Origin of the sequence: Luteibacter flocculans (genome assembly GCF_023612255.1) — a bacterium.
Lineage (GTDB): Bacteria > Pseudomonadota > Gammaproteobacteria > Xanthomonadales > Rhodanobacteraceae > Luteibacter > Luteibacter flocculans.
Window position 1 is genome coordinate 2,040,316 of the sequence record NZ_CP063231.1, and the last position, 23,108, is coordinate 2,063,423.

Annotated in this window: 21 protein-coding genes; 15 read left to right on the forward strand and 6 right to left on the reverse strand. The window is 63.3% G+C overall.

Annotated elements, in window-relative coordinates:
* Nucleotides 1–21 precede the first annotated feature (21 nt).
* The 8 genes from IM816_RS08595 to IM816_RS08630 all read left to right on the forward strand — a co-directional run bounded on the left by IM816_RS08595 (nt 22) and on the right by IM816_RS08630 (nt 7,944).
* Nucleotides 22–339 (forward strand): NAD(P) transhydrogenase subunit alpha part 2, encoded by a 318-nt coding sequence (locus IM816_RS08595; protein ID WP_250340571.1) that lies wholly within the window; start codon nt 22–24, stop codon nt 337–339.
* 4 nt (nt 340–343) lie between these two features.
* Nucleotides 344–1,753 carry an NAD(P)(+) transhydrogenase (Re/Si-specific) subunit beta gene (locus tag IM816_RS08600; protein WP_250340572.1) on the forward strand — a complete coding sequence of 470 codons (1,410 nt, stop codon included), beginning with the start codon at nt 344–346 and terminating at the stop codon, nt 1,751–1,753.
* A gap of 85 nt (nt 1,754–1,838) precedes the next feature.
* Entirely contained in the window at nt 1,839–3,230 is a 1,392-nt protein-coding gene (locus tag IM816_RS08605) for an NAD-dependent succinate-semialdehyde dehydrogenase (RefSeq protein ID WP_250340573.1), read from the forward strand.
* A gap of 42 nt (nt 3,231–3,272) precedes the next feature.
* Nucleotides 3,273–4,301, forward strand: a complete 1,029-nt coding sequence (adhP, locus tag IM816_RS08610) for an alcohol dehydrogenase AdhP (protein WP_250340574.1) — start codon at nt 3,273–3,275, stop codon at nt 4,299–4,301.
* A gap of 596 nt (nt 4,302–4,897) precedes the next feature.
* Nucleotides 4,898–5,290: a hypothetical protein gene (locus IM816_RS08615; RefSeq protein WP_250340575.1), complete on the forward strand. Its 393-nt coding sequence runs from the start codon at nt 4,898–4,900 to the stop codon at nt 5,288–5,290.
* Between the two features lie 58 nt (nt 5,291–5,348).
* Nucleotides 5,349–7,019: a methyl-accepting chemotaxis protein gene (locus IM816_RS08620; protein WP_256470274.1), complete on the forward strand. Its 1,671-nt coding sequence runs from the start codon at nt 5,349–5,351 to the stop codon at nt 7,017–7,019.
* Between the two features lies 1 nt (nt 7,020).
* The gene (locus IM816_RS08625) at nt 7,021–7,338 is read left to right on the forward strand and encodes a hypothetical protein (protein ID WP_250340577.1); all 318 of its coding nucleotides are present in this window, start codon (nt 7,021–7,023) and stop codon (nt 7,336–7,338) included.
* Between the two features lie 288 nt (nt 7,339–7,626).
* A complete protein-coding gene (locus tag IM816_RS08630; RefSeq protein ID WP_250340578.1) occupies nt 7,627–7,944 on the forward strand; it encodes a hypothetical protein in 318 nt (105 codons plus the stop codon).
* A gap of 2 nt (nt 7,945–7,946) precedes the next feature.
* Here IM816_RS08630 and IM816_RS08635 read toward each other — a convergent pair whose 3' ends face one another.
* Nucleotides 7,947–8,957 (reverse strand): alpha/beta hydrolase, encoded by a 1,011-nt coding sequence (locus IM816_RS08635; RefSeq protein WP_425602639.1) that lies wholly within the window; start codon nt 8,955–8,957, stop codon nt 7,947–7,949.
* A 213-nt stretch (nt 8,958–9,170) separates the two neighbouring features.
* Nucleotides 9,171–9,794: an OmpW/AlkL family protein gene (locus IM816_RS08640; RefSeq protein WP_250340580.1), complete on the reverse strand. Its 624-nt coding sequence runs from the start codon at nt 9,792–9,794 to the stop codon at nt 9,171–9,173.
* Between the two features lie 296 nt (nt 9,795–10,090).
* On the opposite strand from IM816_RS08640, the gene IM816_RS08645 reads away from it, so the two are divergent.
* From IM816_RS08645 to hemN, 6 genes are all read left to right on the forward strand, one after another.
* Nucleotides 10,091–11,659, forward strand: a complete 1,569-nt coding sequence (locus IM816_RS08645) for a cytochrome ubiquinol oxidase subunit I (RefSeq protein WP_250340581.1) — start codon at nt 10,091–10,093, stop codon at nt 11,657–11,659.
* 2 nt (nt 11,660–11,661) lie between these two features.
* A complete protein-coding gene (gene cydB / locus IM816_RS08650; RefSeq protein WP_250340582.1) occupies nt 11,662–12,795 on the forward strand; it encodes a cytochrome d ubiquinol oxidase subunit II in 1,134 nt (377 codons plus the stop codon).
* Between the two features lie 14 nt (nt 12,796–12,809).
* A complete protein-coding gene (locus IM816_RS08655) occupies nt 12,810–13,025 on the forward strand; it encodes a hypothetical protein (RefSeq protein WP_072320897.1) in 216 nt (71 codons plus the stop codon).
* The gene (gene cydD / locus IM816_RS08660; RefSeq protein ID WP_250340583.1) at nt 13,012–14,757 is read left to right on the forward strand and encodes a thiol reductant ABC exporter subunit CydD; all 1,746 of its coding nucleotides are present in this window, start codon (nt 13,012–13,014) and stop codon (nt 14,755–14,757) included. The genes IM816_RS08655 and cydD overlap by 14 nt, the downstream gene beginning before the upstream one ends.
* Complete coding sequence (gene cydC, locus IM816_RS08665; RefSeq protein ID WP_250340584.1) at nt 14,754–16,481, forward strand: thiol reductant ABC exporter subunit CydC; 1,728 nt, start codon at nt 14,754–14,756, stop codon at nt 16,479–16,481. Before cydD ends, cydC begins: the two co-directional genes overlap by 4 nt.
* A 220-nt stretch (nt 16,482–16,701) precedes the next feature.
* Nucleotides 16,702–18,093 (forward strand): oxygen-independent coproporphyrinogen III oxidase, encoded by a 1,392-nt coding sequence (hemN, locus tag IM816_RS08670; protein ID WP_250340724.1) that lies wholly within the window; start codon nt 16,702–16,704, stop codon nt 18,091–18,093.
* Between the two features lie 79 nt (nt 18,094–18,172).
* On the opposite strand, the gene IM816_RS08675 is transcribed toward hemN, so the two are convergent.
* Nucleotides 18,173–18,628, reverse strand: coding sequence for a hypothetical protein (locus IM816_RS08675; RefSeq protein WP_250340585.1), 456 nt, complete (start codon nt 18,626–18,628; stop codon nt 18,173–18,175).
* 152 nt (nt 18,629–18,780) lie between these two features.
* The gene (locus IM816_RS08680) at nt 18,781–19,689 is read right to left on the reverse strand and encodes a LysR family transcriptional regulator (protein ID WP_250340586.1); all 909 of its coding nucleotides are present in this window, start codon (nt 19,687–19,689) and stop codon (nt 18,781–18,783) included.
* A 106-nt stretch (nt 19,690–19,795) separates the two neighbouring features.
* On the opposite strand from IM816_RS08680, the gene IM816_RS08685 reads away from it, so the two are divergent.
* Nucleotides 19,796–20,860, forward strand: coding sequence for an aldo/keto reductase (locus IM816_RS08685; RefSeq protein WP_250340587.1), 1,065 nt, complete (start codon nt 19,796–19,798; stop codon nt 20,858–20,860).
* A gap of 71 nt (nt 20,861–20,931) precedes the next feature.
* On the opposite strand, the gene IM816_RS08690 is transcribed toward IM816_RS08685, so the two are convergent.
* Nucleotides 20,932–21,567, reverse strand: a complete 636-nt coding sequence (locus tag IM816_RS08690; protein WP_250340588.1) for a DsbA family oxidoreductase — start codon at nt 21,565–21,567, stop codon at nt 20,932–20,934.
* Between the two features lie 242 nt (nt 21,568–21,809).
* Nucleotides 21,810–23,102: a retropepsin-like aspartic protease gene (locus tag IM816_RS08695; RefSeq protein ID WP_250340589.1), complete on the reverse strand. Its 1,293-nt coding sequence runs from the start codon at nt 23,100–23,102 to the stop codon at nt 21,810–21,812.
* Nucleotides 23,103–23,108 lie beyond the last annotated feature (6 nt).

Sequence of the window (23,108 nt, forward strand, 5' to 3'; positions counted from 1 at the left end):
TCCCATTCAAGGAATCCAACCATGAGCATCGACTTGTCGATGAGCTGGCTGATCGCGCTCTACGTGTTCATGCTGGCCGCCTTTACCGGCTACGAAGTGATAAGCCGGGTGCCATCCATCCTGCATACGCCGTTGATGTCCGGGTCCAACTTCGTTCACGGCATCGTCGTGGTCGGTGCGTTGCACGCTCTGTTCAATGCCAGCACCGTGACTGGCCAGATCATCGGCTTCGTCGGCGTGCTGCTTGGCGCGGGTAACGCGGCCGGTGGTTATGTGGTGACCGATCGCATGCTCGCGATGTTCAAGCCGAGCACCCCCGCACCGGCCGGAAAGGAGTAGGCCCATGTGGCAGTTGCTGGTCGAAGTCAGCGGGTTTGCAGCCGCGCTGTTGTTCATTCTGGGCCTGAAGCGGATGTCCTCGCCGACGACGGCGTTGCACGGCATCGTGCTGGCCGGTGTAGGCATGCTCGTCGCGGTGGTCGCCAGTTTCGGCTATCTGGCCGACGTGGAAGGTCCGGCGCGTGAGCACCGTCTGGTCAACGTGGCACTCGCGCTGCTCGCGCTTGGCATCGGCGTGGGTTGGGCCTGGTATCGCGGCAAGCGGGTCGAGATCACGGCCATGCCGCAGATGGTGGCGTTGTACAACGGCATGGGTGGTGGCGCCGCGGCAGCAGTGGCTGCAGTGGAATTGACGGGGCCGCATGACGGCAGCCTGCTCTCGGTGAGCGTGACCACGGTGGGTGCGCTCATCGGTTCGGTGTCCCTGACCGGCTCGCTGATTGCGTGGGCCAAGCTCGACGGGCGCATGAGCAGTGCATGGCGGTTCAAGGGGCAGGGTGCCTTCAATGCCTTGGTGCTGGTGGCGACCCTCGTCTGCGGCGGGCTGATCCTCGCCGGCATCGGCGCACCGATGACCTGGCTGGCCTTGTTCTTCCTTGGCGCATTGGCCCTCGGCGTACTGATGACGTTGCCCATCGGCGGCGCCGACATGCCGGTGGTGATCTCGCTGTACAACGCCTTCACCGGTCTGGCGGTCGGCCTGGAAGGCTACGCGCTGCAGAATCCGGCATTGATGATCGCCGGCATGGTGGTCGGTTCGGCCGGCACGCTGTTGACCCTGCTGATGGCCAAGGCCATGAACCGCTCCTTGGCGAACGTGTTGTTCAGCCGCTTCGGCGAGGTAGCAGCGGAAGCGCAAGGCGACGTCGCCGGCCGGCTCAAGCCCACCGACGCGTCGGATGCAGCGGTGACCATGCGCTACGCCGGCAGTGTGATCGTGATCCCCGGCTATGGACTGGCGGTCGCGCAGGCACAGGCCAAGCTCTACGAGTTCGTGAAACTGCTGCAGAGCGGTGGCGTGGATGTGAAGTTCGCGATCCACCCCGTGGCCGGACGCATGCCGGGTCACATGAACGTGCTGCTGGCCGAAGCCGGCGTGCCCTATGACCTCATCTACGACATGGAAGACATCAACGACAGCTTTGCCAACACCGACGTGGTGCTGGTGATCGGTGCCAACGACGTGGTGAATCCCGCCGCGCGTACCGACAAGAGTTCACCGATCTACGGCATGCCCATCCTCAATGCCGACAAGGCGCATCAGATCTACGTCATCAAGCGCGGGCAGGGCAAAGGCTATGCCGGCGTGGAGAACCTTCTGTTCTACGGCGACAACTGCAACATGGTCTACGGCGACGCGCTGGCGGTGCTCACGGGCATGGTCCAAGCGGTCAAGGAGCTTCCTGCCGGCTGAGCCCGACGCAGGCCACCCCGTCCCCCCACTATCTGTCCGCCCGTCGGGCCATCGATGACACGGACGCACTCAGAAGAGGCCAAACATGTCTTACGCAACCACCAACCCCTACACCGGCGAAACCGTCAAGACGTTCGCCAATGCCACCGATACTGAGATCGCGCAGACCCTGGACAAGGCTCACGCCATGTTCGACGCCTGGAAGGACGTCAGCGTTGCCGATCGTGTGAAAGTCCTGCAGAAGGCGGCGGATCTGCTGCGCAAGAACCACACCGAGTACGCAAAGATCCTGACGCTCGAGATGGGCAAAGTGATCGGCGAGGCGGAAGGTGAAGTGGAGCTGTCCGCGCAGATTCTCGAGTACTACGTCGAGAACGCCGAGAAGCTTCTGGCGCCGGAAAAGCTGCCCAGCAAGCACCCTTCCTATACCGATTCGTGGGTCGAGTTCGTGCCGCAGGGCATTCTGCTCGTGGTCGAGCCGTGGAATTTTCCGTACTACCAGATCGTGCGCATCGCTGCGCCGCAGCTGGCGGCCGGTAATGTGATCATCCTCAAGCATGCCTCCAATGTCCCGCAGTGCGCGGCTGCGTTCGAGCGCCTGTTCCGCGAAGCGGGCCTTCCGGAGGGCGGCTTCACCAACGTGTACGCCACCCGCGATCAACTCAAGACGATCATTGAAGACCCACGCGTGCAGGGCGTGGCACTGACGGGTTCCGAAGGTGCCGGTGCTGTGGTTGCCTCGCAGGCCGGCCAGGCACTGAAGAAGTCGACGATGGAACTCGGCGGTGCCGACGCGTTTGTCGTGCTGGCCGACGCCGATCTAGACAAGGCAGTGCAATGGGCGGTCACCGGCCGTCATTGGAACGCCGGCCAGGTGTGCTGCTCGTCAAAGCGCATCATCGTGCTCGATGCGATCTATGACGCGTTCCTGGCGAAGTACAAGGCGGGTGTCGCCACCTTGAAGGCGGGCGATCCGATGGACCCGACCACTACGCTGGCACCGCTGTCGTCGCAGGGCGCGGTGGATGATTTGAAGGCCCAGGTCGAAAAGGCCGTGGCACATGGTGCCAAGGTCGAAGCGATCGGTGCGGAAGTGCCCTCCAAGGGCGCGTTCTTCCGCCCGGTACTGCTCAGCAACGTTGCCGAGGACAACCCGGCGCGCTATTGGGAGTTCTTTGGCCCGGTATCGCAGGTGATTCGCGCCAAGGACGAGGCCGACGCCGTCCGTATCGCCAACGACTCGCCGTTCGGGCTTGGCGGTTCGGTATTCACCACCAACATCAAGCACGGCGTCGAAGTCGCGCAGAAGATCTCCACGGGCATGGTCTACATCAACCATCCCACGGGCGTCGCGGCCGACCTGCCGTTTGGCGGCGTCCGCCGCTCCGGTTATGGCCGCGAACTGGTGGGCTTCGGCATCAAGGAGTTCGTGAACCACAAACTGATCGCCGTGACCGACATCGACGGCGCGTTCTGAACGACTGACTGACCCCCACAGATCGATACGAGGAATGTACTCATGAACAAGACCATGAAAGCCGCGGTCGTCCGTGAATTCGGCGCGCCGCTCAGAATCGAAGAAGTGCCTGTGCCGACACCGGGACTGGGTGAGGTGCTGGTAAAGATCGAAGCGTGCGGCGTATGCCACACCGACCTGCATGCCGTGGACGGCGACTGGCCGGTGAAGCCGGCGCCGCCGTTCATTCCAGGTCACGAAGGCGTCGGTTACGTCGTCGCGATCGGCCCGGGCGTTACGCACCTGAAAGAGGGCGATCGCGTGGGCGTGCCCTGGCTGTACTCAGCCTGCGGCCATTGCGAGCATTGCCTCGGTGGCTGGGAAACCTTGTGCGAGACGCAGAAGAACACGGGTTATTCGGTCAACGGCGGCTTTGCGGAATACGCCCTTGCTGCTGCCGATTATGTGGGTCATTTGCCGGACAACGTGGGCTTCGTCGAGATCGCGCCTGTGCTGTGCGCAGGCGTCACTGTCTATAAGGGCCTGAAGGTCACCGATACCCGACCGGGTCAGTGGGTCGCCATTTCCGGCATTGGCGGCCTGGGCCACATGGCGGTGCAATACGCCAAGGCGATGGGGCTCAAGGTAGCAGCAATCGATATCGACGATGCGAAGCTCGATCTCGCACGCCGGCTGGGTGCCGAGCTCACGATCAACGCGAAGCACGTCGACCCGGCGGCTTTCCTGAAGAAGGAGATCGGCGGTGCCCATGGTGCGCTGGTCACGGCCGTATCGCCGGGCGCGTTCAGCCAGGCGCTCAACATGGTGCGCCGTGGCGGTACCGTGTCGCTTAACGGCCTGCCCCCCGGCGCCTTCGACCTGTCGATCTTCAACATGGTGCTCAACGGCATCACGGTGCGTGGCTCGATCGTCGGTACCCGCCTGGACCTGCAGGAATCGTTGGACATGGCGAAGGACGGTAAGGTGGCCGCCACCGTCACCACCGATCGCCTGGACAACATCAACGACGTGTTCAAGCGCATGCATGAGGGCAAGATCGAGGGCCGCGTGGTGCTCGATTTCGCTGCGTGAGGTAATCCAACTGCCCCTGCGGCAGAACGTGGGAATGCTCGCTGATGACGGGTATTCCCAACGCTCACAGAGCAATGAGCGGTGAGCAATGCGTCGCACCGAGGTTGATGCGGGATGGTGCGGCCAGGTTTGGGGGAGGGAAGCGCCCGTTATGGGCGCTTTTCTTTTTTGCGGAATCGCCTGGAAATGTGCTTCGCGGCTACACCGCTTCGTCGGCCTCTCGCCGCCATGGCGGCGAGGGGACGATGCCTCACGGCTACTAGAAATACCTCGCCACCTTTATCGGCCAGGAACATTAATTCTTTAATCGTTGCTCATTATGAGTTGGCGATGGTGGCGCTAATTAATGCAAAGCAACGAATTCACGTGAATTAATAATCGAGACAGCCTTGTCCTTCGCTGTTTTTCCGATGTGTAACTAGACACTCCTTTGGATTTCCTTAGTCACTGACAAAAATCGGCCGATATGCCATTGGCTTCAATTCGTAAAATGTCACGAATTGACAAGATGGGCATTTTGATCGAGTCAAACGACTGTTTTACGCTGGCACGGACAGTGCAATGCATGGCATGACGATCTTGGGAGAAGTCATGCCATGAAGCCGAATACACTGCTGGACTCATTCGAATACGACATCAGTCGGTTCGACCCCGAGGGTGCGGGCACCGATTGGATAGGCCGGCTCGGCGAGATCGCTGCGTCGGGAAGCCATTACGCAATGTCGCATCAAGCCATGAGGCTCTTCTCCGCCACCGGGTCGAACGACGTCGACGCTGCCCTGGCGCATGCATCTAGGCTGGCGGACCTGGCGCAAGACCGGGAAATTCGCACCACGCGCGATGCTGCCGAGGCGCTCGAGGGCGCACTTGTCTCCTACGAATGCTGCGACGCCATGCAGGTAAAGCACGCGTGCGCAGACCTTATCGGGGACATGGTCGAGCGGCGTCTCATAAACACGATCCCGTGCCGATCGGCTCCGTCCCATTGAATCATTCCTATTCCATCCATTGATGCGGGCGGGTGCCCGGCTGCCAAGGGGACAATGTATGAGGTTCACAGTACGCGCAAAGATCTTTTCGGCCATGGCAGTCGCCCTGGCATTGATCTGCTTTCTCGGAGTGAGTGGATTAGTCGGCGTCAAGAAGACCTACTCCCTCGTCGAAGAGATTTATAGATCCAACGTTCTCGCGATATTGGATCTGACGACGGCGCAGAAGTCCGTTGTAGATCTACGTGTCGCGCTGTTGCGTCGCATCCTGGACCCCAACCTCAAGGAAACCGGCAAACGGTTGAAAGACGACTTTGCGAACGAGTCCGCCGCATGGACACGTTTTTATTCCGCGAATATCAGCTCGGACGAAGAACGCAAGCTTGCCGAGGCCTATATTGCCGAGCGCGCCAAGACCTATCCGCTGATCGAGAAGGAACTGGCCATGCTCGAAGCGGGGCGGCCGACGGAAGAGATCCAGAGGATGCAGGTCGAGGTGGTCGGACCTGCGATCGGTCGACTGTCCAGCTTTGCCGATGAACTGGTGCGTGTAAACACCGAGCAGGCTAATGACGCTGCGAAGCAGGCGGAAGGACGCTACGCCGAGACGCGTTATCTATCCATCGGCGCCCTCGTGGTCAGCGTGATCTCACTCTTGGCGGTGGCCGTTCTACTCGCACGCATGGTGCTCGTTCCGTTGAACAAGGCGCGTACCCTGGCGCAGGCCATCGAAGGCGGTCGTCTCAACAATGCCACGCAAGTAACGGGCAATGACGAGTTCACCGACACGCTCAGGGCCTTGGATACGATGGACAAGCGGCTGGCGGACATCGTTACCGACGTCCGCTACATCTCCCAGCAGGTGTCATCATCGGCTGGCGACATTGCCCAGGGCAACGACGATCTCTCCCAGCGCACCCAGGAGCAGGCCAGCTCGCTCGAAGAGACCGCAGCGTCGATGGAGCAACTGGCGGCTGCCGTGAAACAGAATGCGGATGGCGCCGAACAGGCCCGTCAACTTGCCATGCGCGTGCGTGGCGATGCCGAGTCGGGCAGTCAGGTCTCGGCCGAGGCAGCCGAGGCCATGGGCCAGATTACCCAAGCCAGCAAGCAGATCGGCGCCATCGTCACGCTCATCGATGAAATCGCTTTCCAGACGAACCTGCTGGCCCTTAACGCAGCCGTAGAGGCAGCGCGTGCCGGCGACCAAGGCAGGGGCTTTGCCGTCGTGGCATCCGAGGTCCGCAACCTGGCTCAGCGCAGCGCCGCCGCGGCCAAGGACATCAAGAGCCTGGTGAATTCGACGGTCGAGCGCGTCGACGCCGGCGCATCGCTGGTGGCACGTACCGGCACGGCGCTCGAAGAGATTGCGAAGGGCGTGCGCACCGTCAGCTCGATCGTCGAAGAAATCGCCGCGGCGTCGCAGGAGCAGGCGGCCGGCATCGAACAGGTCAACAATGCCGTGGTGACGCTAGACGACGTCACACAGCAGAACGCTGCCTTGGTCGAAGAGGCCAGTGCGGCCAGCAAGAATGCCTCCGATCTATCGCAGGAGCTTCTGCGCAAGGTGGCTTTCTTCTCGGTGGAGGGTAAGGAACAGGATGTCGTTGCCAAGCCCGCTCGGACCGTGACGCGGCAAGAGGCGCCGGTGCCGACCATGGCTTCGTCGTTCCGTTCCGCTCCCGCCATGGCCACGGCGGGCGATGGTGCCGTTTGGAAGGAGTTCTGACATGACGCGCCCGTCGGCCATGCCTTCTACCCTCGCGTGTGCGCCGATTTCCCCCTCGATGATTGCCGAGGAGGCCCTGGCACTCGTCGAGGCATTCGCCGCTCGCGATACGGAGGAAATGACATTCCGAGCCACGATGCTGCTTACCTACGCGCGCGATACGGGCCAGATGCCGCTTGCCGTGGCGTCCATCGCATTTCTGGAAGAGGTGCTCGATGGCGGAACCGTGCAGCACACGAGCAATGCCTTCGAGCACGTGATCGCCGCGGCCGCGGCGATCGTGGAAGCCACGATCGCTCAGACCCCCGCGCATGTGTAGGCAGTGTTTGCGGTGGGAGCCAGCCTGCTGGCGATGGGGAAATCCAATAGCCGATCGGAGCCGATACATGGCGCAGTAGCGTGATGGTGTGAGGCCGACGAGGCCATGTCAGATTTTTGCGCCGGCTCACGTAGGCCATGCCCTACGACAGGTACCGCGACGACCTACCTGCAATACCAGCAGGTCACAGCCACGGTCCAGTACTGGGTAAGGGCATGCAATGCCAGTGGTTGTTCCGGCAACAGCAACGGCGTGGTTATTTCCTTGCAGAACTAAAGGACGTCGACAATGCGAAAAGCCATTGACGTGGCCGAGCGGTATTTACTCGGCGATTCATCGGAACACATGGCGTGCCTCGTCGAAGTGGCTAGGCATATGGATAAGATTGTTCATGATCCAGCCGTGGACAAGGCAGAGAAGTCTCTGAACCGCCTCATTTGGTGCGCATTGGTAACGAACACCGAGCTATCAGGTTACGCATGCGAATTCGTGGTCGGATTGGGCGAGGACATCGGCCTGGAGCTCGATGTGATGACGGAGATCGTCGTGCATACCGTGCCCGGAATGGCCGAATGGTGCGAAGCGCACGGCAGCAGCGCCGAATAGCGCTAAGAGGACGGTCGACCCGAGTAAAGGTTGCTCTTACAGCTGGCCGAGTCATTGGGAAGCACCCCAAGCCCGCACATCCACGCCTCGGCGAGTGTCGTCCAGTGTGTGATCGGCTTATCGGTCTGGCGTACGCCGAACGCGTGGCCGCCCTCGGCATAGAGGTGCAGTTCTGCCGGTACCTTGGCCTGTTGCAGGGCGAGGTAATAGGTGAGTGACTCGCGGGTGTCGTCCGTGCCGTCGTCGCCTGCCTGGGCGATGAACGTCGGCGGGCCCTTGGGATCGATGGTGACCTCTTTGGTCAGGGGGATCGCCGTGCCTTTCCCGTTCCACAGGTGCCCCGGGTAGAGCGCCAGGGCGAAGTCGGGCCGGCTCGGCAGGCGGTCGGCGTCATCGATGGGATGGTAGGCGCGCGTGCGGTGATTGCTGATGTCGGCGACCATGCGGCCGCCCGCGGAGAAGCCGACCACGCCGACCTTGGTGGGATCGAAATGGAATTCCGCAGCGCGTTGGCGCAGCAGTCCCATCGCGCGCTGGGCGTCCTGCAAGGCCATGGGCTCCTTGGGAGCGCGGCGACAATTACATTCTTCATTCCAGTACGGCCCCGAGCCCGGGACGCGGTACTTCAGCACGGCGCAGGTGATGCCCTTGGCCGTCGCCCAGTCGCAGATCTCCGTCCCTTCGAGGTCGATGGCGAGTATGCGATAGCCGCCTCCTGGGAACACGAGCAAGGCGGCGCCCGTGTTTACGCCCTTTGCGGGATAGATCGCCATCGTGGGCCGCGTGACGTGCTCCACGATCTGGATCGGTTTGCCAGCGATGGTGCCGTTGCCGGCTCCAAAGACCTCAGGAGCCGGGTACGGCGGTTGGGCGATCGCCAGGTCCTTCGGCCATAGGGGCACTTCGACGCCGGGGGCATTGGGTCGCCACGGGCGGTGCTGCACGTTCTGCAATGGCTCACTGCCTGTCGTGGCGGAGGCCAGGGTGGAGACGAGCATGGCGGCGATGCCGATCCATCGAGCAAGGTTCATGGTCTGCGTCCGTCCAGAAAGAGGTTTCCGGACGATAAGCCGAGGCCGTGGCGTTTCCCCGGCACCTGTCGGGCAGGAAACTGACACCCATCAAGCGAGTGCAAGACGCCCAAATGCAGCGGCCCCCTCTCCCGCGGGGAGAAGGGGCCGCCAAGACAGGCAGTGGGCCGGATCGATCAGACGTCGACTGCGTCCTTAGAACCGGTAGCCCACGCTGAACCCGTAGACGATCGGATCGATACGCGCCTGGCCCACCTTCGTGCCGCCGACCTTCACGTCCGAGCGGATGCGGATCCAGCGCAGGTCGGCCGTGATCAGCCAGCTGTCGTTGAGCTTGAAGTCCACACCGGCGCGTGCGGCCACACCCCAGCTGTCGTCGATGGTCACGTGGGCGCCCTTGAGCAGGCCTTCGCCGCGGCTGTCGTAGAAGTGCGTGAAGTTGATGCCTGCGCCGACGAACGGGGACACCTGCTCGTTGGGCATGAAGTGGTAGTTGATGCCGACGGTCGGCGGCAGCTGCTTGGTGGTGGCGGCCTTGGTACCGTTCAGACGCACTTCATGGCGGAACGGCAGCGCGCCGAGCACGTCGATACCCCAGTTCGGGGTGAGCAGGTATTCGAGATCGATGCTGGGGCGGGTGCTGCTGTCGACCTTCGCCTTCATTCCGGCGAGGTGACCCGTATCGCTGTCCGGATGCACCGTGGCGGCGCCGAAACGCAGCACCCACTGATCGTTGCCATTCACGGTGTCGGCAGCGAAGGCGGGCAGGGTGGTCAGGGCGGCGGCGCTGAGTGCGAGCCAGGGAAGCAGGGATTTCATGGTGACGTCCTTTGTGTGGAATGCGAGCTTTGTTTGGAATGCGAGTTCATTCTCGAAATCACGCGCGCTGCCCGATTGATCCAGATCAGTTACACGCCTACGTTTTGGGCGCCTGCGACGTCCTGCCGCAGCGCCGTGGGCGGGCCTGCGCGGTCGATATGCCCGCGGGTTGATCGAAGTCAAAAAGGCTGTCCATCGCAGCAACGAAACTTGCGCTCACGGTGCACCGCCTGGTGGCGAGGCACCGAAGCGCGCCGCGTGACGGCGCGTGCCACTCCACCTAGGGACGTCACGCCATGCATGACATCACCGTCGTAGACCTGTCGCGGCTGCAATTCGCGGCCACGGCGCTTTATCACTTCCTGTTCGTACCACTTACGCTGGGCATGACCTTCATGCTGGCGGCGATGGAGACTGTCTACGTGGTCACCGGCAAGGTGATCTACAAACAAATCACCCAGTTCTGGGGCAAGCTCTTTCTCATCAACTTTGCGCTTGGTGTGGCCACCGGCCTCACCATGGAATTCCAGTTCGGCACGAACTGGTCTTTCTACTCAAGTTTCGTCGGAGATATTTTCGGCGCGCCATTGGCCATCGAAGGCCTGATGGCGTTCTTTCTTGAATCGACCTTTGTCGGCCTGATGGTGTTCGGCTGGCATCGGCTCAAGCCCGGCCAGCATCTGGCGGTGACCTACCTGGTGGCACTCGGCTCGAACCTCTCGGCTCTGTGGATCCTGGTGGCGAACGCGTTCATGCAGGACCCGGTCGGTGCGCATTTCAACCCGACCACGATGCGCATGGAGTTGAACGACTTCGCCGCATTGATCTTCAGCCCCGACGCGCAGGCCAAGTTCGTACACACGTCGATCGCCGGCTATGTCACGGCGGCCGTCTTCGTCGCCGGCATCAGTGCCTGGTACATGCTGAAGAACCGTCACATGGAGCTGGCTCGTCGTTCGTTCCGCATGTCGGTACTGTTCGGTGTGCTGTCCACGGCCGGTGTGATCACGCTGGGTGACGCGCTGGGTTTTGTCGGTGCGGAAGCACAGCCGACCAAGCTCGCTGCGATGGAAGGTCTGTGGAAGACCGAAAGCGCGCCCATGCCGTTCAACCTGATGGCGTTCCCGTCGCAGGAGAAGCAGACCAACTACGGCGAGGTACAGATCCCCTATGTGCTCTCGATCCTGGTCACGCATTCGCTGACGGGCACGGTGCCGGGTGTGGACGTGCTGGAGCAGCGTGCGCAAGATCGCATCCGCGGTGGTATTCCAGCGGTCGCATCGCTCAAGATGCTCTCGGCCAACCCGGGTGATGCCAGCGCGCTGGATCAGTTCAGGACGCACGAGAAGGATCTGGGCTATGGCTTCCTGGTGAAGCGCTACGCCGACGACGTGAACACGGCGACCGACGCACAGATCGCCCAGGCGGCCAAGGACTCGATCCCGCACGTGGCCACGATGTTCTGGTCGTTCCGCGTGATGGTGTTGCTGGGTTTGGGCATGCTGGCCTTCTTCGTGCTCGGCCTGCTCTTCACGCTGCGCAACACGGTGCAGCACCAGCGTGGGTTCCTGAAGTTTGCCGTGTGGATGATCCCGGCACCGTTCCTCGCCTGCGAGGCGGGCTGGATGGTAGCCGAACTGGGTCGCCAGCCCTGGACGGTGTACGGCCTGCTGCCGACCTGGATGTCCGCATCCACGCATAGCGTCGGCTACATGGTGTTCTCGCTCATCGGCTTCGTGGCGGTCTATACCGTGTTCATCGTGATCGAGATGTACCTGATGGTGCGTGCGATCCGCACTGGCCCCAGCGACGGCGGCGATGAACTCTCGCTGCCGGTTTCCCACAAGACGTTGGTAGAGGCTTAATCATGGATATCTACGCAAGCCTGCAAGTGGTCTGGTGGCTGCTGCTCGGCATACTGCTGATCGGTCTGGCCGTGATGGTCGGCATGGACATGGGCGTGGGAGCGATCCTGCGCTACATCGGGCGTACCGACCTGGAACGCCGCGTGGCATTGAACGTCATCGGCCCTCACTGGGACGGTAACCAGGTGTGGTTCATCCTCGGTGGCGGCGCGATCTTCGCTGCGTTTCCGCTGATCTACGCCACCGCGTTCTCCGGCTTCTACGTGGTGATGCTGTTGCTGCTGTGGACGATGATCATTCGTCCGGTCGGCTTCGAATACCGCAGCAAAATGCCGTCGGCGACGTGGCGTAGTGCCTGGGACTGGGCACTGTTCGTCAGTGGCTTCGTGCCGATGGTGGTGTTCGGTGCTGCGATAGGCAACCTGTTCCAGGGCGTGCCGTTCCACTTCGACTGGACCCTGACGTCGTTCTACACCGGCAGTTTCCTTGCCTTGCTCAACCCGTTCGCGATCCTCTGTGGCGTACTGTCGGCGTGCATGTCGGCAGCCATGGGTGGCGTGACGGTGATGGGCGGCGCGCACGGTGCCATTGCGCAACGTAGCCGTACGGTCACGCGTGTGGCATGGACGCTGGCGATCGTGCTCTTCGCGGTCGGTGGTCTTTGGGTGTCGCATCTGCAGGGCTACGTCCTCGCGCAGTTCCCGGGTGCAGGTGTCGCGCAGACCCCGCTGCAGCAGGTGGTGACGCGTGCGGATGGCGCATGGTTGAACAACTTCCACGCGCACAACATCCTGTGGTTGGTGCCGGCCCTGGGTTTCGTCGGCATGCTGGGCAGCCTGTTCAGCGCAAGCAGCAACCGTCCGCTGCTGGCCTGGTGGATGGGTGCGGCGGCCTGGATCGGTGTGATCGGCACCGTGGGTTGTGCGCTGTTCCCGTTCCTGCTGCCCTCGGTCAGCGATCCTCAGCAGAGCCTCACGGTGTGGAACTCGAGCTCGAGCCGCCTGACGCTGGGTTGGATGCTTGGTTTCGCCGCGGTCTTCGTGCCTCTGATCCTGTGGTACACGAGCTGGGCCTTCTATGTGATGCGTGGCAAGGTCGATCCCGATCAGGTTGCCACTGACGAACACGCCTACTAAAGGGAGGCTTGGCAATGAAAACCTTTATCCAGTTCTCGATCTTCATGTTGATTGCCACGTTGGCCATCGTGCTGGCGGTGATCCTCGGCGATCGCGGTGCGTGGTACTTCGCCTGGCTCATCGGCACGGTGATGATTGTCCTCATCGCTGCGGCCGGCGGTGCCTTGCTCGATGCGCAGGACGAACGCGCCATGGCGTCGGCCACCGAGCGGGAACATGGCCAGCACTGAGCATGCTGTTGCCAACGACTGGCTGCGCCAACAGGCGCAGCCAGTCCGCGGCTTGCTGCGCGCCGCCATCGGGTATGGCGCGACGCAGTCCCTATTGTTGTGCGCGATAGCATGGCTGGTAGCGCAGGTACTGGCGCTGGCTATCTTCGAGCACGTTGGTTTGGCCGACCTGCGCTGGTCGATCCTGGCGATTGCCACGCTGGCCATACTCCGCGCCGTGTTGCTTTATCGGCAGCGGATGTGCAGCGACGCCGCCGGCCGCGCGGTGACGCAGAACGTGCAGCGGGCGTTGCGGCAGCGACTGCGCGAGTTGGGGCCGGCCTGGTCTGCCCGGCAGTCGGCAGGCGATCTGGTGACGCGGCTGGTCGATGGAGTGGATACCTTGGCGCCGTATTACGCGGGCTATCTGCCGCAGGCGGCGCTGGCTGGTTTGATTCCGATGGTGGTGCTGCTGGCTGTGGGCCTGCGTGAGCCGTGGTCGGCCCTGGTCCTGCTGTTGTGTGCACCGCTGTTGCCGGTGTTCCTGATTCTTGCAGGGCGCGCTGCTGCCGATGCGAGTACGCGGCGCTGGCTGCGCTTGCGCCGACTGGGCGCGCGTTTCATGGATGCGGTGGCCGGCTTGAGCACCCTGCGTCTTTATCGCGCCGCCGAGCGTGAGCATGAGCGCGTGCTGGCCGCTGGCGAGGCTTATCGGCAGGACACCATGGCGGTGTTGCGGGTCGCGTTTCTGTCCGCCCTGGTGATGGAATTCTTTGCCACATGCAGCATTGCGATCGTGGCCGTCGTGGTTGGTTTTCGACTCATGTCCGGGCACCTCGCTTTTGCGCCTGGCATGTTCGCGCTGCTGCTGGCACCCGAGTTCTTCCTGCCATTGCGGGCCATGGGCACGCAGCGGCATGCCCGCATGGAAGCGGCCGCTGCGGCGGAAGGTCTGGTCGAGGTGCTGGCCGTGCCGGTCGCGCCAACGGTCAGCGGGCCGGTGTGCGTTGCCTTCGAGACCTCGGCGCCGAGCGTGGCCTTGCGCAACGTCCACGCTAATCAGGGCGACCACGCGGACGTGTTGCGCGGTATCGATCTGGTGGTGCCCGCAGGCAGCCGTCTCACGCTGGTCGGCCCGAGCGGTGGCGGTAAATCCAGTCTGCTCGCCGCAGTGATGGGCCTGCTTCCGCTGGAAAGCGGCAGCATCGAGATCGATGGTCTTACCTTGACGGCGCCCGACTGGGACGCCTGGCGGACGCAGGTCGGCTGGTTGCCGCAGCGGCCTCACGTGTTCAATGGCAGCCTGCGTGACAACCTGTTGCTCGCACGTCCCGAGGCGGACGAGGTGAGCCTGGCGCGCGTGTTGCGCATGGCCGGGCTGGACCAGGTCGTGGCGAAGTTGCCGCAAGGGCTGGACACGCCGCTGGGCGAGCGCGGCCTGGGCCTCTCGGGTGGCGAGCTGCAACGGTTGGCGATCGCACGCATGTGCTTGCGCGACGCAGCAGTCCTGCTCTGGGACGAACCCACCCAACATCTGGATGCAGCCACCGCCGCCCAAGTCGAACAGCAACTGGATCAGTTTGCGCGTGGCCGCACCGTGTTGCGGGTAGCGCATCGTGTACGGGATCTGGGGCCGCTGGAAACGGTGGCCGTGCTGGTCGATGGAAAGATCGTGGAGCAGGGCACGGTGGCGCAGTTGTGCCAACCGGGCACCGCTTTCTCGGCGCTGCTGAATGAGGATCTCCGCGCATGAACTGGCAGCGTCGTCTGTTCGACCTGGTACAGCCGCAGCGCGGACGCATGCTGGCGGCGTTCGGTTTGAGTCTCCTCGCGAGTCTGGCGAGTATCGGCCTGATGGCCGTATCCGGCCACTTCATCGCCAGCATGGCGCTGGTCGGTGCGGGGGCAGCAGCGATCAACTACTACACCCCGGCCGCGCTGGTGCGCCTGTTCGCGATCCTGCGTACGGGCGGCCGCTATGCGGAGCGGCTCTTTGGACACAATGCCACGCTGTCGATTCTCGCCCGGTTGCGCGGCTGGCTTTTCGGGCGTTTGATTCCGCTCGCTCCGGCGGCACTCGCGGAACAGCGCGGCGCACAGTTGCTGTCGCGCCTGCGGGCCGATATCGACACGCTGGAACAGGCGTATCTGGGCCTTCTTCTGCCGAGCGCGGTCGCGGCGTGCAGTACCGTCGTCGTGGTGATCGTGTCCCTGTTCTGGTCCGGCTGGTTTGCGTTGCTTCTGCTGCCGGTGCTGCTGTTTGCGGGGGCATGGCTGCCGTGGCGCCTGCAGGCTCGTCATGCGGATGACGCGGCGCAGATCGATCGCGATGCCGAGAACCTGCGTGCCGCGTGGGCGGATGCACTGGCGGGCCGCGCCGAGTTGATGGTCTGGGGGATGGAAGACGCGCTCGACGCACGGATGGAGACACTCAGTGCGCAGCGCGAAGCCGCGCGTGCGCGAGCGCAGCGCGGTCTCGCGCGGGCCGATGCCCTGTTGACGGCGTGCAGCGGCATCGCCTTGAGCCTCGCCTTGCTGATCGGTGTGCTCGGCATGCAGCAACGTACGCTCGAGGGCCCGGGGCTCGCCATGCTGGCGATGCTCGCGCTTGCCGCGTTCGAGCCGCTGTTGCCGTTGCCTTTGGCGTGGTCGCGGCTGGCGGCGATCAAGGCGGCCGCATTGCGGGTGTTCGAGCTGGCCGATCGTACGCCGGCCGTGTCCGATCCCGTGGTACCGGTGGCACTGCCGAAGCAAAACGATCTGCGCCTGCGCGAGGTGTGGATGCGCCATGCCGAGCACGGTGAATGGGCATTGCGCGGGGTCAACCTGGACCTCGCCGCCGGCACGCGTCTCGCCCTGGTCGGTCCATCGGGCGCCGGCAAGAGCACGCTTGCGCATCTTCTTGGTCGGCTCTATCCCTACCAGGGCAGTGTGACGATGGGCGGCGTGGATCTGGATCGCGTGTGCGCCGACGACGTGCGAGCGCGCATCGCCATCGTGGAACAGACGCCTTATCTGTTCGACGCGAGCCTGCGTGACAACCTGCGTATCGCCGCTCCCGACGCAGACGACGCCGCACTGGCGCGCGTGCTCGCCGTCGCGCAACTGGAGGGGTTCCTGCACAACCTTCCGCATGGCCTGGATACCTGGGTGGGTGCCAACGGCGTGACCCTTTCGGGCGGCGAAATGCGACGGCTGGCGATCGCCCGGGCGCTTCTGGTCGATGCGCCGCTGCTGGTGCTGGACGAGCCCAGCGAAGGCCTCGACGCGCTCACCGCGGCGGCGTTGTACAAGGCGCTAGCCGACGAAACACGCGGGCGCAGCGTCTTGCTGATCACCCACCGTCTGGGCGGCATCGCCACACTGGTCGACGAAGTGGCCGTGATGGAGCACGGGCGCATCGTGGCGCGTCATGACCTTCACGCCGCTGTAGTGGCCCCGACCAAGCTGCCCGCGGGAGCGGCCATCTCGCCATAGAAGCCGCCATCCGCCTGTGGGAGCCGCCATGGCGGCGAGGGAATCTTGCCGGTGGGAGTCAGCCTGCTGGCGATGGGAGCTTGCCTCACCGCTACATCGCCAGCAGGCTGGCTCCCACCGGCGCGTTCGGCTTTTCGCGGCTGTAGCCGCTCCCACATCTTTTGCATACCAATTGACCGGCATCAAGAACGAAGGCAGCGGGCTACGGGATAGTATCCCCATGCAAAACGCACACACGATGCCCGAGTTCGACGCCGACCTGATTGCCCGTTACGACGGCCACGGTCCGCGCTATACGAGCTACCCCAGCGCGCTCCAGTTCCACGACCGGTTCGGCGAAGCCGATCTGCGCGAAGCGATCACAGCGTCCAACCACGACCTGGTGCCGACGCCACTCTCGCTTTACGTCCACGTACCGTTCTGCGAGAGCCCGTGCTTCTACTGCGGCTGCAATCGCGTGATCACACGCGACACCAGCCGAGCGGACGACTACCTGCGCGTGCTGGACCATGAAATCGCGATGATGGGGGCGCTGGTCGACGCCGATCGCGTCGTGCGCCAACTGCATCTCGGTGGCGGCACGCCGAACTATCTGAGCCTCAACGCGATGAGCCAGCTCAACGCGTCCATCCATCAGCATTTCACGCCCGCACCCGTGGATCAGCGCGAATGGGGCATCGAGATCGATCCGCGCCACGCCAACGAGATCTACGTGCGCGGACTCGCTAGGCTCGGCTTCAACCGCGTCTCCATCGGCATCCAGGATTTCGACCCGGCCGTGCAGGAGGCGGTAAACCGCGTGCAGTCCGTCGAACAGACGCGCGTGGCCATCGACACGGCAAAGCGCGCGGGCTACCGTTCGATCAGCGTGGACCTCATCTACGGGCTCCCTCGCCAGACCATGGACGGCTTCAGTCGTACCCTGGACAAGGTGATCGAGCTCAAGCCTGACCGCATCGCGGTCTACGGCTACGCGCATCTGCCGAAGATGTTCAAGGCGCAACGGCGTCTCGATGCCGAAGCGCTGCCATCACCGTCGGAGCGCCTGGAACTGTTTGGCATGGCCCTGCGCCGGCTGACCGAGGCCGGGTATGTCTATGTCGGCATGGATCACTTCGCGCTACCCGACGACGACCTGGTCCGTGCGCAGAGGGCAGGGAGCTTGCAGCGCAATTTCCAGGGTTATTCCACCTGCGGCGACTGCGACATCATCGGCCTTGGCCCGAGCGCCATCAGCCGCATCGGCGATACCTACAGTCAGAACCAGCGGGATCTGGCGACGTATGCGGCGACGGTCAACGAAGGCCGACTGCCGGTGGCGCGTGGCTTGCGCCTGAGCCCGGACGATCAGCTGCGGCGCGAAGCCATCGGCGAGCTGATGTGCCACGGTACGCTGGATATGGACGCCTTCGCGGAACGCCACCACATCCATTTCGCCAGTTACTTCCGCGATGCGCTGACGCACATGCAAGCCCTTGCGGACGATGGACTGGTGACGCTGACCGAGCATCGCATCGACGTCGGCGCCAAGGGGCGCCTGCTGCTGAGGAACATCGCCATGTGCTTCGACGCCTACGCGCCGGCAGCCCTCAGCAGTTCTCGCTTGATCTGATGGCAGTGATTCGCTGCGCCCGACACACGTCGCTGACGCAGCGAATCAAAAGCACAAAGTACCCGGAGCGATTACCGCATCACTCCACGTGATAGAGCACGGCCGCACCAGGCTTGGGCTCGAAGGCCGGCACCGTGCGCTGCTTCAGCGCTTCGCCCTGCACATTCCACACCAGGGTGTCCGGCGGGAATTCGTCCTTGCGCGTCATTGCGTCGATTTTCTTCACGATCGCTTCCGAGCTGCCCTTCACTTCGGGGTTCCATTCGAACACGCCGACGCGCCCGTAGAAGACAGCCGGTGCATCGGCGTCGAGGCGGCGATCGGGACACATCACCAGGCCGCGCTCGAGCATGACGCGAAGTGCGCCGACCGGCGTTGCGCGAACGGTGGGCGTGGTACGGTCTGCGCTGTGGCCTGGGCAGACGTTGGCGGAACGCGTAACCATTTGTTCCACCACTTCGCGATCGGATTGCGCGAAGGCGGGTAGGGCGACCAACGAGAGAGCGAGGGCGGAGACAGCGAAAGACGGCTTCATGTGTAGGTCTCTGTGGCTTGAGTGCGAGCGAGTCTATCGACGTAAACGGCCGTTACATAGCTTGAACAGGTCCGCGACGCGCAGCGATTCAGTCGCGTGGTGTGCTTCGTCATGGTGGCGTGAAGAAGGGCGGCGGGTCGTCGCGATGAACCTCAGCGACTGAGCGGTGCGTGCTTCTCACGCAGGAAGTCGATGAATACCCGCAGCTTGCGCGGCATGTGCATGCGACTGGGGTAATACACATGGAAGGGGCTGAAGGTCGGCCAGTAGTCCTGCAATACCGGAATCAGCATGCCGGATGCCAGGTGATGAGACACCATGCTTTCGAAATGGCATGACACGCCGACGCCTGCGAGGGCGGCGGCAAGGAGCACGCTGTCGTCATTGCTGATGGTGCAGCCTCGGGTGTCCACTTCCACGAGCCTGCCGTCGAGCATGTAGTCCCAGCGCATCGGACTGCGGTCGTGCTCCAGGCGTATGCCCACGCAGCGATGGTGCAACAGGTCGGCAGGCGTGGCGGGTATGCCATGGGCTCGCGCATAAGCGGGCGCGACGAACGTGGCGATACGTTGCGAGCTTCCGATCGGGTGCGCCACCACGTCCTTGCCCAACGATTCGCCGATGCGGAAGCCGGCATCGAAGCCGGCCGCGACCAGATCCACGAAACGGTTGTCGCAGTGCAATTCGACCACGACGTCGGGGTAGCGCGCCTGGAAGTCGGCCAGGTGAGGCAGGATCAGAATGTCGGCTATGGCACGAGGCAGGTTGATGCGCAGCAGCCCGGAGGGCATATCGCGCGTTTCCGTGACTGCGGCCATGGCCACGGTGAGTCCGCTCAGCGCCGGCTGCGCTTCGTCGAGGAACCGCTGACCGACCTCGGTAAGGCCTACGCGCCGTGTAGACCGGTCCAGCAGCCGCGCCCCGAGGCGCGATTCCAGCGTTCGCACCGTCTGTGACAGCGCCGAGGGGGAAACCCCGAGTTCGGCCGCGGCCCGCGTAAAGCTGGCATGCCGGGCGACGCACGCAAAAGCGGCAATGGCGGGGAAAAGGTCGGGCGACATACGTCAGGCCATTATGAAGTTCAGCTTCAAAGCGTATGCGCGTTTATCACCTTTATCCAGATGGCCGGGATTCCTAGATTCATGAAACCCTTTCTGGAGCTACGCCATGAGCAAGCAACTCAACGACTACGTGACCCTGGGCCGCTCGGGCCTGCGCGTGAGTCCCGTATCCATCGGCACGATGACCTTCGGCAAGGACTGGGGCTGGGGCGCCACCGAAGAGGACGCCCGGCGCATGCTCGACATTTACATGGAGCGCGGCGGCAACTTTATCGATACCGCCAACTTCTACACCGGCGGCACTTCGGAGCGCCTGCTGGGCGAGTTCCTCCAGGGGCGCCGCGACCGTGCCGTCGTCGCGACCAAGTACTCGCTCAATGTGGATCCCTCCAACATCAATGCGGGCGGTAACCATCGGCGCAACATGGTGCGCGCTGTGGAAGAAAGCCTGAAGCGCCTCGGCACCGACTACATCGATCTCTATTACCTGCACGTGTGGGATGCCACGACCCCGGTCGAAGAGATCATGCGCGCTTTCGACGACCTGGTGAGCGCGGGCAAGATCGTCTACGCAGGCATCTCCGATACCCCCGCGTGGCAGGTGTCGCGCATGCAGATGCTGGCGGACCTGCGCGGCTGGTCGCCCTTCGTTGCGTTGCAGATCGAGCACAGCCTGGTGGAGCGCACGGTCGAGCACGATCTGATTCCCATGGCCCATGAGCTGGGCCTGGGCGTGGTGGCGTGGTCGCCGTTGGCGAATGGCGTGCTTTCCGGCAAGTACACGCGTGCGGACATCGAGGCGCACAAGGGCGCCGACATGTTTACCGGTGGTCGTGCTGCCGTGGCTGCTGGCGTCGGCTCGCTGAGCGAGCGCAATCTCGACATCGTGGACGTGGTCAAGGCCATCGCCTCCGACGTGGGACACTCGCCGGCACAGGTTTCGCTGGCGTGGCTGCTTGCGAAGTCCGCGCCGTCTGTCATTCCCATCCTCGGCGCGCGCACCGCGGCCCAGTTCGAGGAAAACCTGGACGCGCTGTCGGTAGCGCTGTCGCCCGAGCAGATCGCCCGACTCGATCAGGCCAGCGATATTCCGTCGCCGTTCCCGCATCGTTTCCTGCCGCTCGTGCAGGCGCAGGTGCTGGGGGAAGCGCGGTTGAGCGTCACGCGGTAAGTGTTTCAGTGTTGAGGCGTGGCGGGCTTACTCCACCAAGGCGATGCGGTCGCGATCGACGGCATCGCCTGCTAGCCGCCGCGATGCATGGCCTCGCGAATGGCCGCTGCCAACTCGACCTCGCTTCGACCACCCGTGATCGCGACGCTACCTCCAAAGTCGAAGTGAGGTACCGAACGGATGCCCGCAGCCGATGCCCGGGCAACGTTCGCTTCGACCTTCCTATGCGCCGCCGGGTCGAGCGCGATGGCACGGGCTTCCTCCCGGTCGAAGCCATGGTGAACCGCGACGTCCGCGAGAACATCGGCATCTCCGGTGTTGCGCGCATCGAGGAAATAGGTGTCGGTAATCGCGACAGCGAGTGGGTGCTGGGTTCCGCGCTCACCCGCGGCGTGGATGAGTGCGTGCGCCGGCTGGGTCGGGTACATCCACAGTTGACGGCTGAGGTCGAGTTCGAAGCCGGACGCGCGTGCCTCGCCCTCGGGGCGCGCAAAGGCTGTCTTGGGATCGGTCACACCATAGCGCGCACGAAGCAGGTCAGGGATGTAGACCCCCGCAGCGGGAGCATCCGGTACCAGCAGGACCGGATGATGGCGGATATTCACGGGAACACCGCTGAAGTGCTCATGCAGCACCTTATCGAGCCGATGGATGCCGACGAAACACCACGGACAGGAGATGTCCGTATAGAGGTCGATCTGAAGCATGGACGACGTTCCCTTACTTAGTGATCTGCAATGCCTGGAGCGACTCGAATGAAACTGGTGTCATCGATCGAGTAGCCAGATACCTGGTCGGGTTCTCTCGCGATAACGTCATGCCGAGCTTGGCCTTGCCGTACGGCAATCGTAGGGTTCCCACCAGGGCCAGACAATAAGGCACACACATGTGACCGAGTCGCAACGACCCTAGCGAGATTCCGAGCTTTCTGGCCGGCTTCGAGTTCGACTCAATTCCGGTCGATGCGGAAGCGCATGGATTGGAAATCCACAGTGAACCCCGCCGCATTCGCCCAGGCGTCCTGACCGACCGTGCCGAACATGGGCGGTCCGCCTGGGCCTGATCGGCTCACCGTTTCGATGCGCACGTTCTTGAGCGTCGTTTCGTCCGTGCCGAGGATGAGCTTCCACTCGGGTTGGGTGACCACGTCGAAACGCTGCGCGCCGCCCAGGCCTGCCGAAGGCTGCTGCGAACGTGGCCAGTTGTTCGCGCGATCCTTGACCTTCATCCAATATGCCGAGGACAGGCTGGTGGAGCTGGCACCCGTGTCCAGTACAAGGGGCACTCTCTCTCCCACAGTGAAACCCAAGACAACCGGCGTCAGACCGTCCATGTAGATGGGGACGCCACCGTCGAGAGGGATGGGCGCGGGCCCGATCGAGATGGCGGTATCCCCATGAAAACGGATTCGGCCGAGTGCCTGGAAGACGGGGAAACCGAATGCTGCCGTGATCTGGTGTTCCTTGTTCGGCAGCTTGATATGCAACTGGTCGTCGGCGACCACCAGTACAGCAACGTTGTGGAGCGTGGCACTACCCAGATGAATTTCCTTGACGATCGCGACCTTGCTCTGGACCGACGCCCCGGTGCTGGAGCCGATGCCACCCGCTGCCCCCTTGACCGAGAGTCCCAGGCGTTTGGCAAAACTCTCGCTGACGACTGAGTAATTGGCGCCGGAGTCCAACATCCACGATCCGCCGATGCCGTTCGCCACCGCGTCGACATCCAGCGTGCCGAGAGGATTGCGCCGGATAGGCAGGCGCGACGCCCCCGAAAAACTTACGGCTTGGGGCGGTGAACCGCTGAGGGCGCTCGAAAGGGCAATGACATCCTCTACGCCTCGCATGGCATCGGGACCTATGTCTTTCGCATGATGCTTCGCCGCTTCGCGTAGCACCGCAGCCTGATCCGCATACGACGAGGTCTTCTGGTAATCGTCGGAAAGGGTCAACAAGGCATTGGCCGCTCGCGGCGAATGCTGTCGCTCCAATGCGGGAAGCGCACGGCGAAGGAAGCGCTTCGACGCTTCGACATCGTTCATGCGGTTGGCGACGAGGCCCCGCATGTAATCGCCTTCTGCCGTATCCGGAAGCGTCGGTAGGAGTGTGCTCACTTCATCCATGCGCCACGCGTCGAATGCCGTCTCGGTCCGCGTCACGGGATCGGTCTGGCTTGCCATGGCGCATGGCATGCCTGCACAAGCGAGCATGACCAGCACATGCTGGAGAGAACGTGTCTTCAAGAGTGG

Excerpts from the sequence above, each read along its gene's own strand:
- IM816_RS08595 (WP_250340571.1), top strand. The coding sequence starts at position 22 with ATGAGCATCGACTTGTCGATGAGCTGGCTGATCGCGCTCTACGTGTTC.
- IM816_RS08600 (WP_250340572.1), top strand. The coding sequence starts at position 344 with ATGTGGCAGTTGCTGGTCGAAGTCAGCGGGTTTGCAGCCGCGCTGTTG.
- IM816_RS08605 (WP_250340573.1), top strand. The coding sequence starts at position 1,839 with ATGTCTTACGCAACCACCAACCCCTACACCGGCGAAACCGTCAAGACG.
- adhP (WP_250340574.1), top strand. The coding sequence starts at position 3,273 with ATGAACAAGACCATGAAAGCCGCGGTCGTCCGTGAATTCGGCGCGCCG.
- IM816_RS08615 (WP_250340575.1), top strand. The coding sequence starts at position 4,898 with ATGAAGCCGAATACACTGCTGGACTCATTCGAATACGACATCAGTCGG.
- IM816_RS08620 (WP_256470274.1), top strand. The coding sequence starts at position 5,349 with ATGAGGTTCACAGTACGCGCAAAGATCTTTTCGGCCATGGCAGTCGCC.
- IM816_RS08625 (WP_250340577.1), top strand. The coding sequence starts at position 7,021 with ATGACGCGCCCGTCGGCCATGCCTTCTACCCTCGCGTGTGCGCCGATT.
- IM816_RS08630 (WP_250340578.1), top strand. The coding sequence starts at position 7,627 with ATGCGAAAAGCCATTGACGTGGCCGAGCGGTATTTACTCGGCGATTCA.
- IM816_RS08640 (WP_250340580.1), bottom strand. The coding sequence starts at position 9,794 with ATGAAATCCCTGCTTCCCTGGCTCGCACTCAGCGCCGCCGCCCTGACC.
- IM816_RS08645 (WP_250340581.1), top strand. The coding sequence starts at position 10,091 with ATGCATGACATCACCGTCGTAGACCTGTCGCGGCTGCAATTCGCGGCC.
- cydB (WP_250340582.1), top strand. The coding sequence starts at position 11,662 with ATGGATATCTACGCAAGCCTGCAAGTGGTCTGGTGGCTGCTGCTCGGC.
- IM816_RS08655 (WP_072320897.1), top strand. The coding sequence starts at position 12,810 with ATGAAAACCTTTATCCAGTTCTCGATCTTCATGTTGATTGCCACGTTG.
- cydD (WP_250340583.1), top strand. The coding sequence starts at position 13,012 with ATGGCCAGCACTGAGCATGCTGTTGCCAACGACTGGCTGCGCCAACAG.
- cydC (WP_250340584.1), top strand. The coding sequence starts at position 14,754 with ATGAACTGGCAGCGTCGTCTGTTCGACCTGGTACAGCCGCAGCGCGGA.
- hemN (WP_250340724.1), top strand. The coding sequence starts at position 16,702 with ATGCAAAACGCACACACGATGCCCGAGTTCGACGCCGACCTGATTGCC.
- IM816_RS08675 (WP_250340585.1), bottom strand. The coding sequence starts at position 18,628 with ATGAAGCCGTCTTTCGCTGTCTCCGCCCTCGCTCTCTCGTTGGTCGCC.
- IM816_RS08680 (WP_250340586.1), bottom strand. The coding sequence starts at position 19,689 with ATGTCGCCCGACCTTTTCCCCGCCATTGCCGCTTTTGCGTGCGTCGCC.
- IM816_RS08685 (WP_250340587.1), top strand. The coding sequence starts at position 19,796 with ATGAGCAAGCAACTCAACGACTACGTGACCCTGGGCCGCTCGGGCCTG.
- IM816_RS08690 (WP_250340588.1), bottom strand. The coding sequence starts at position 21,567 with ATGCTTCAGATCGACCTCTATACGGACATCTCCTGTCCGTGGTGTTTC.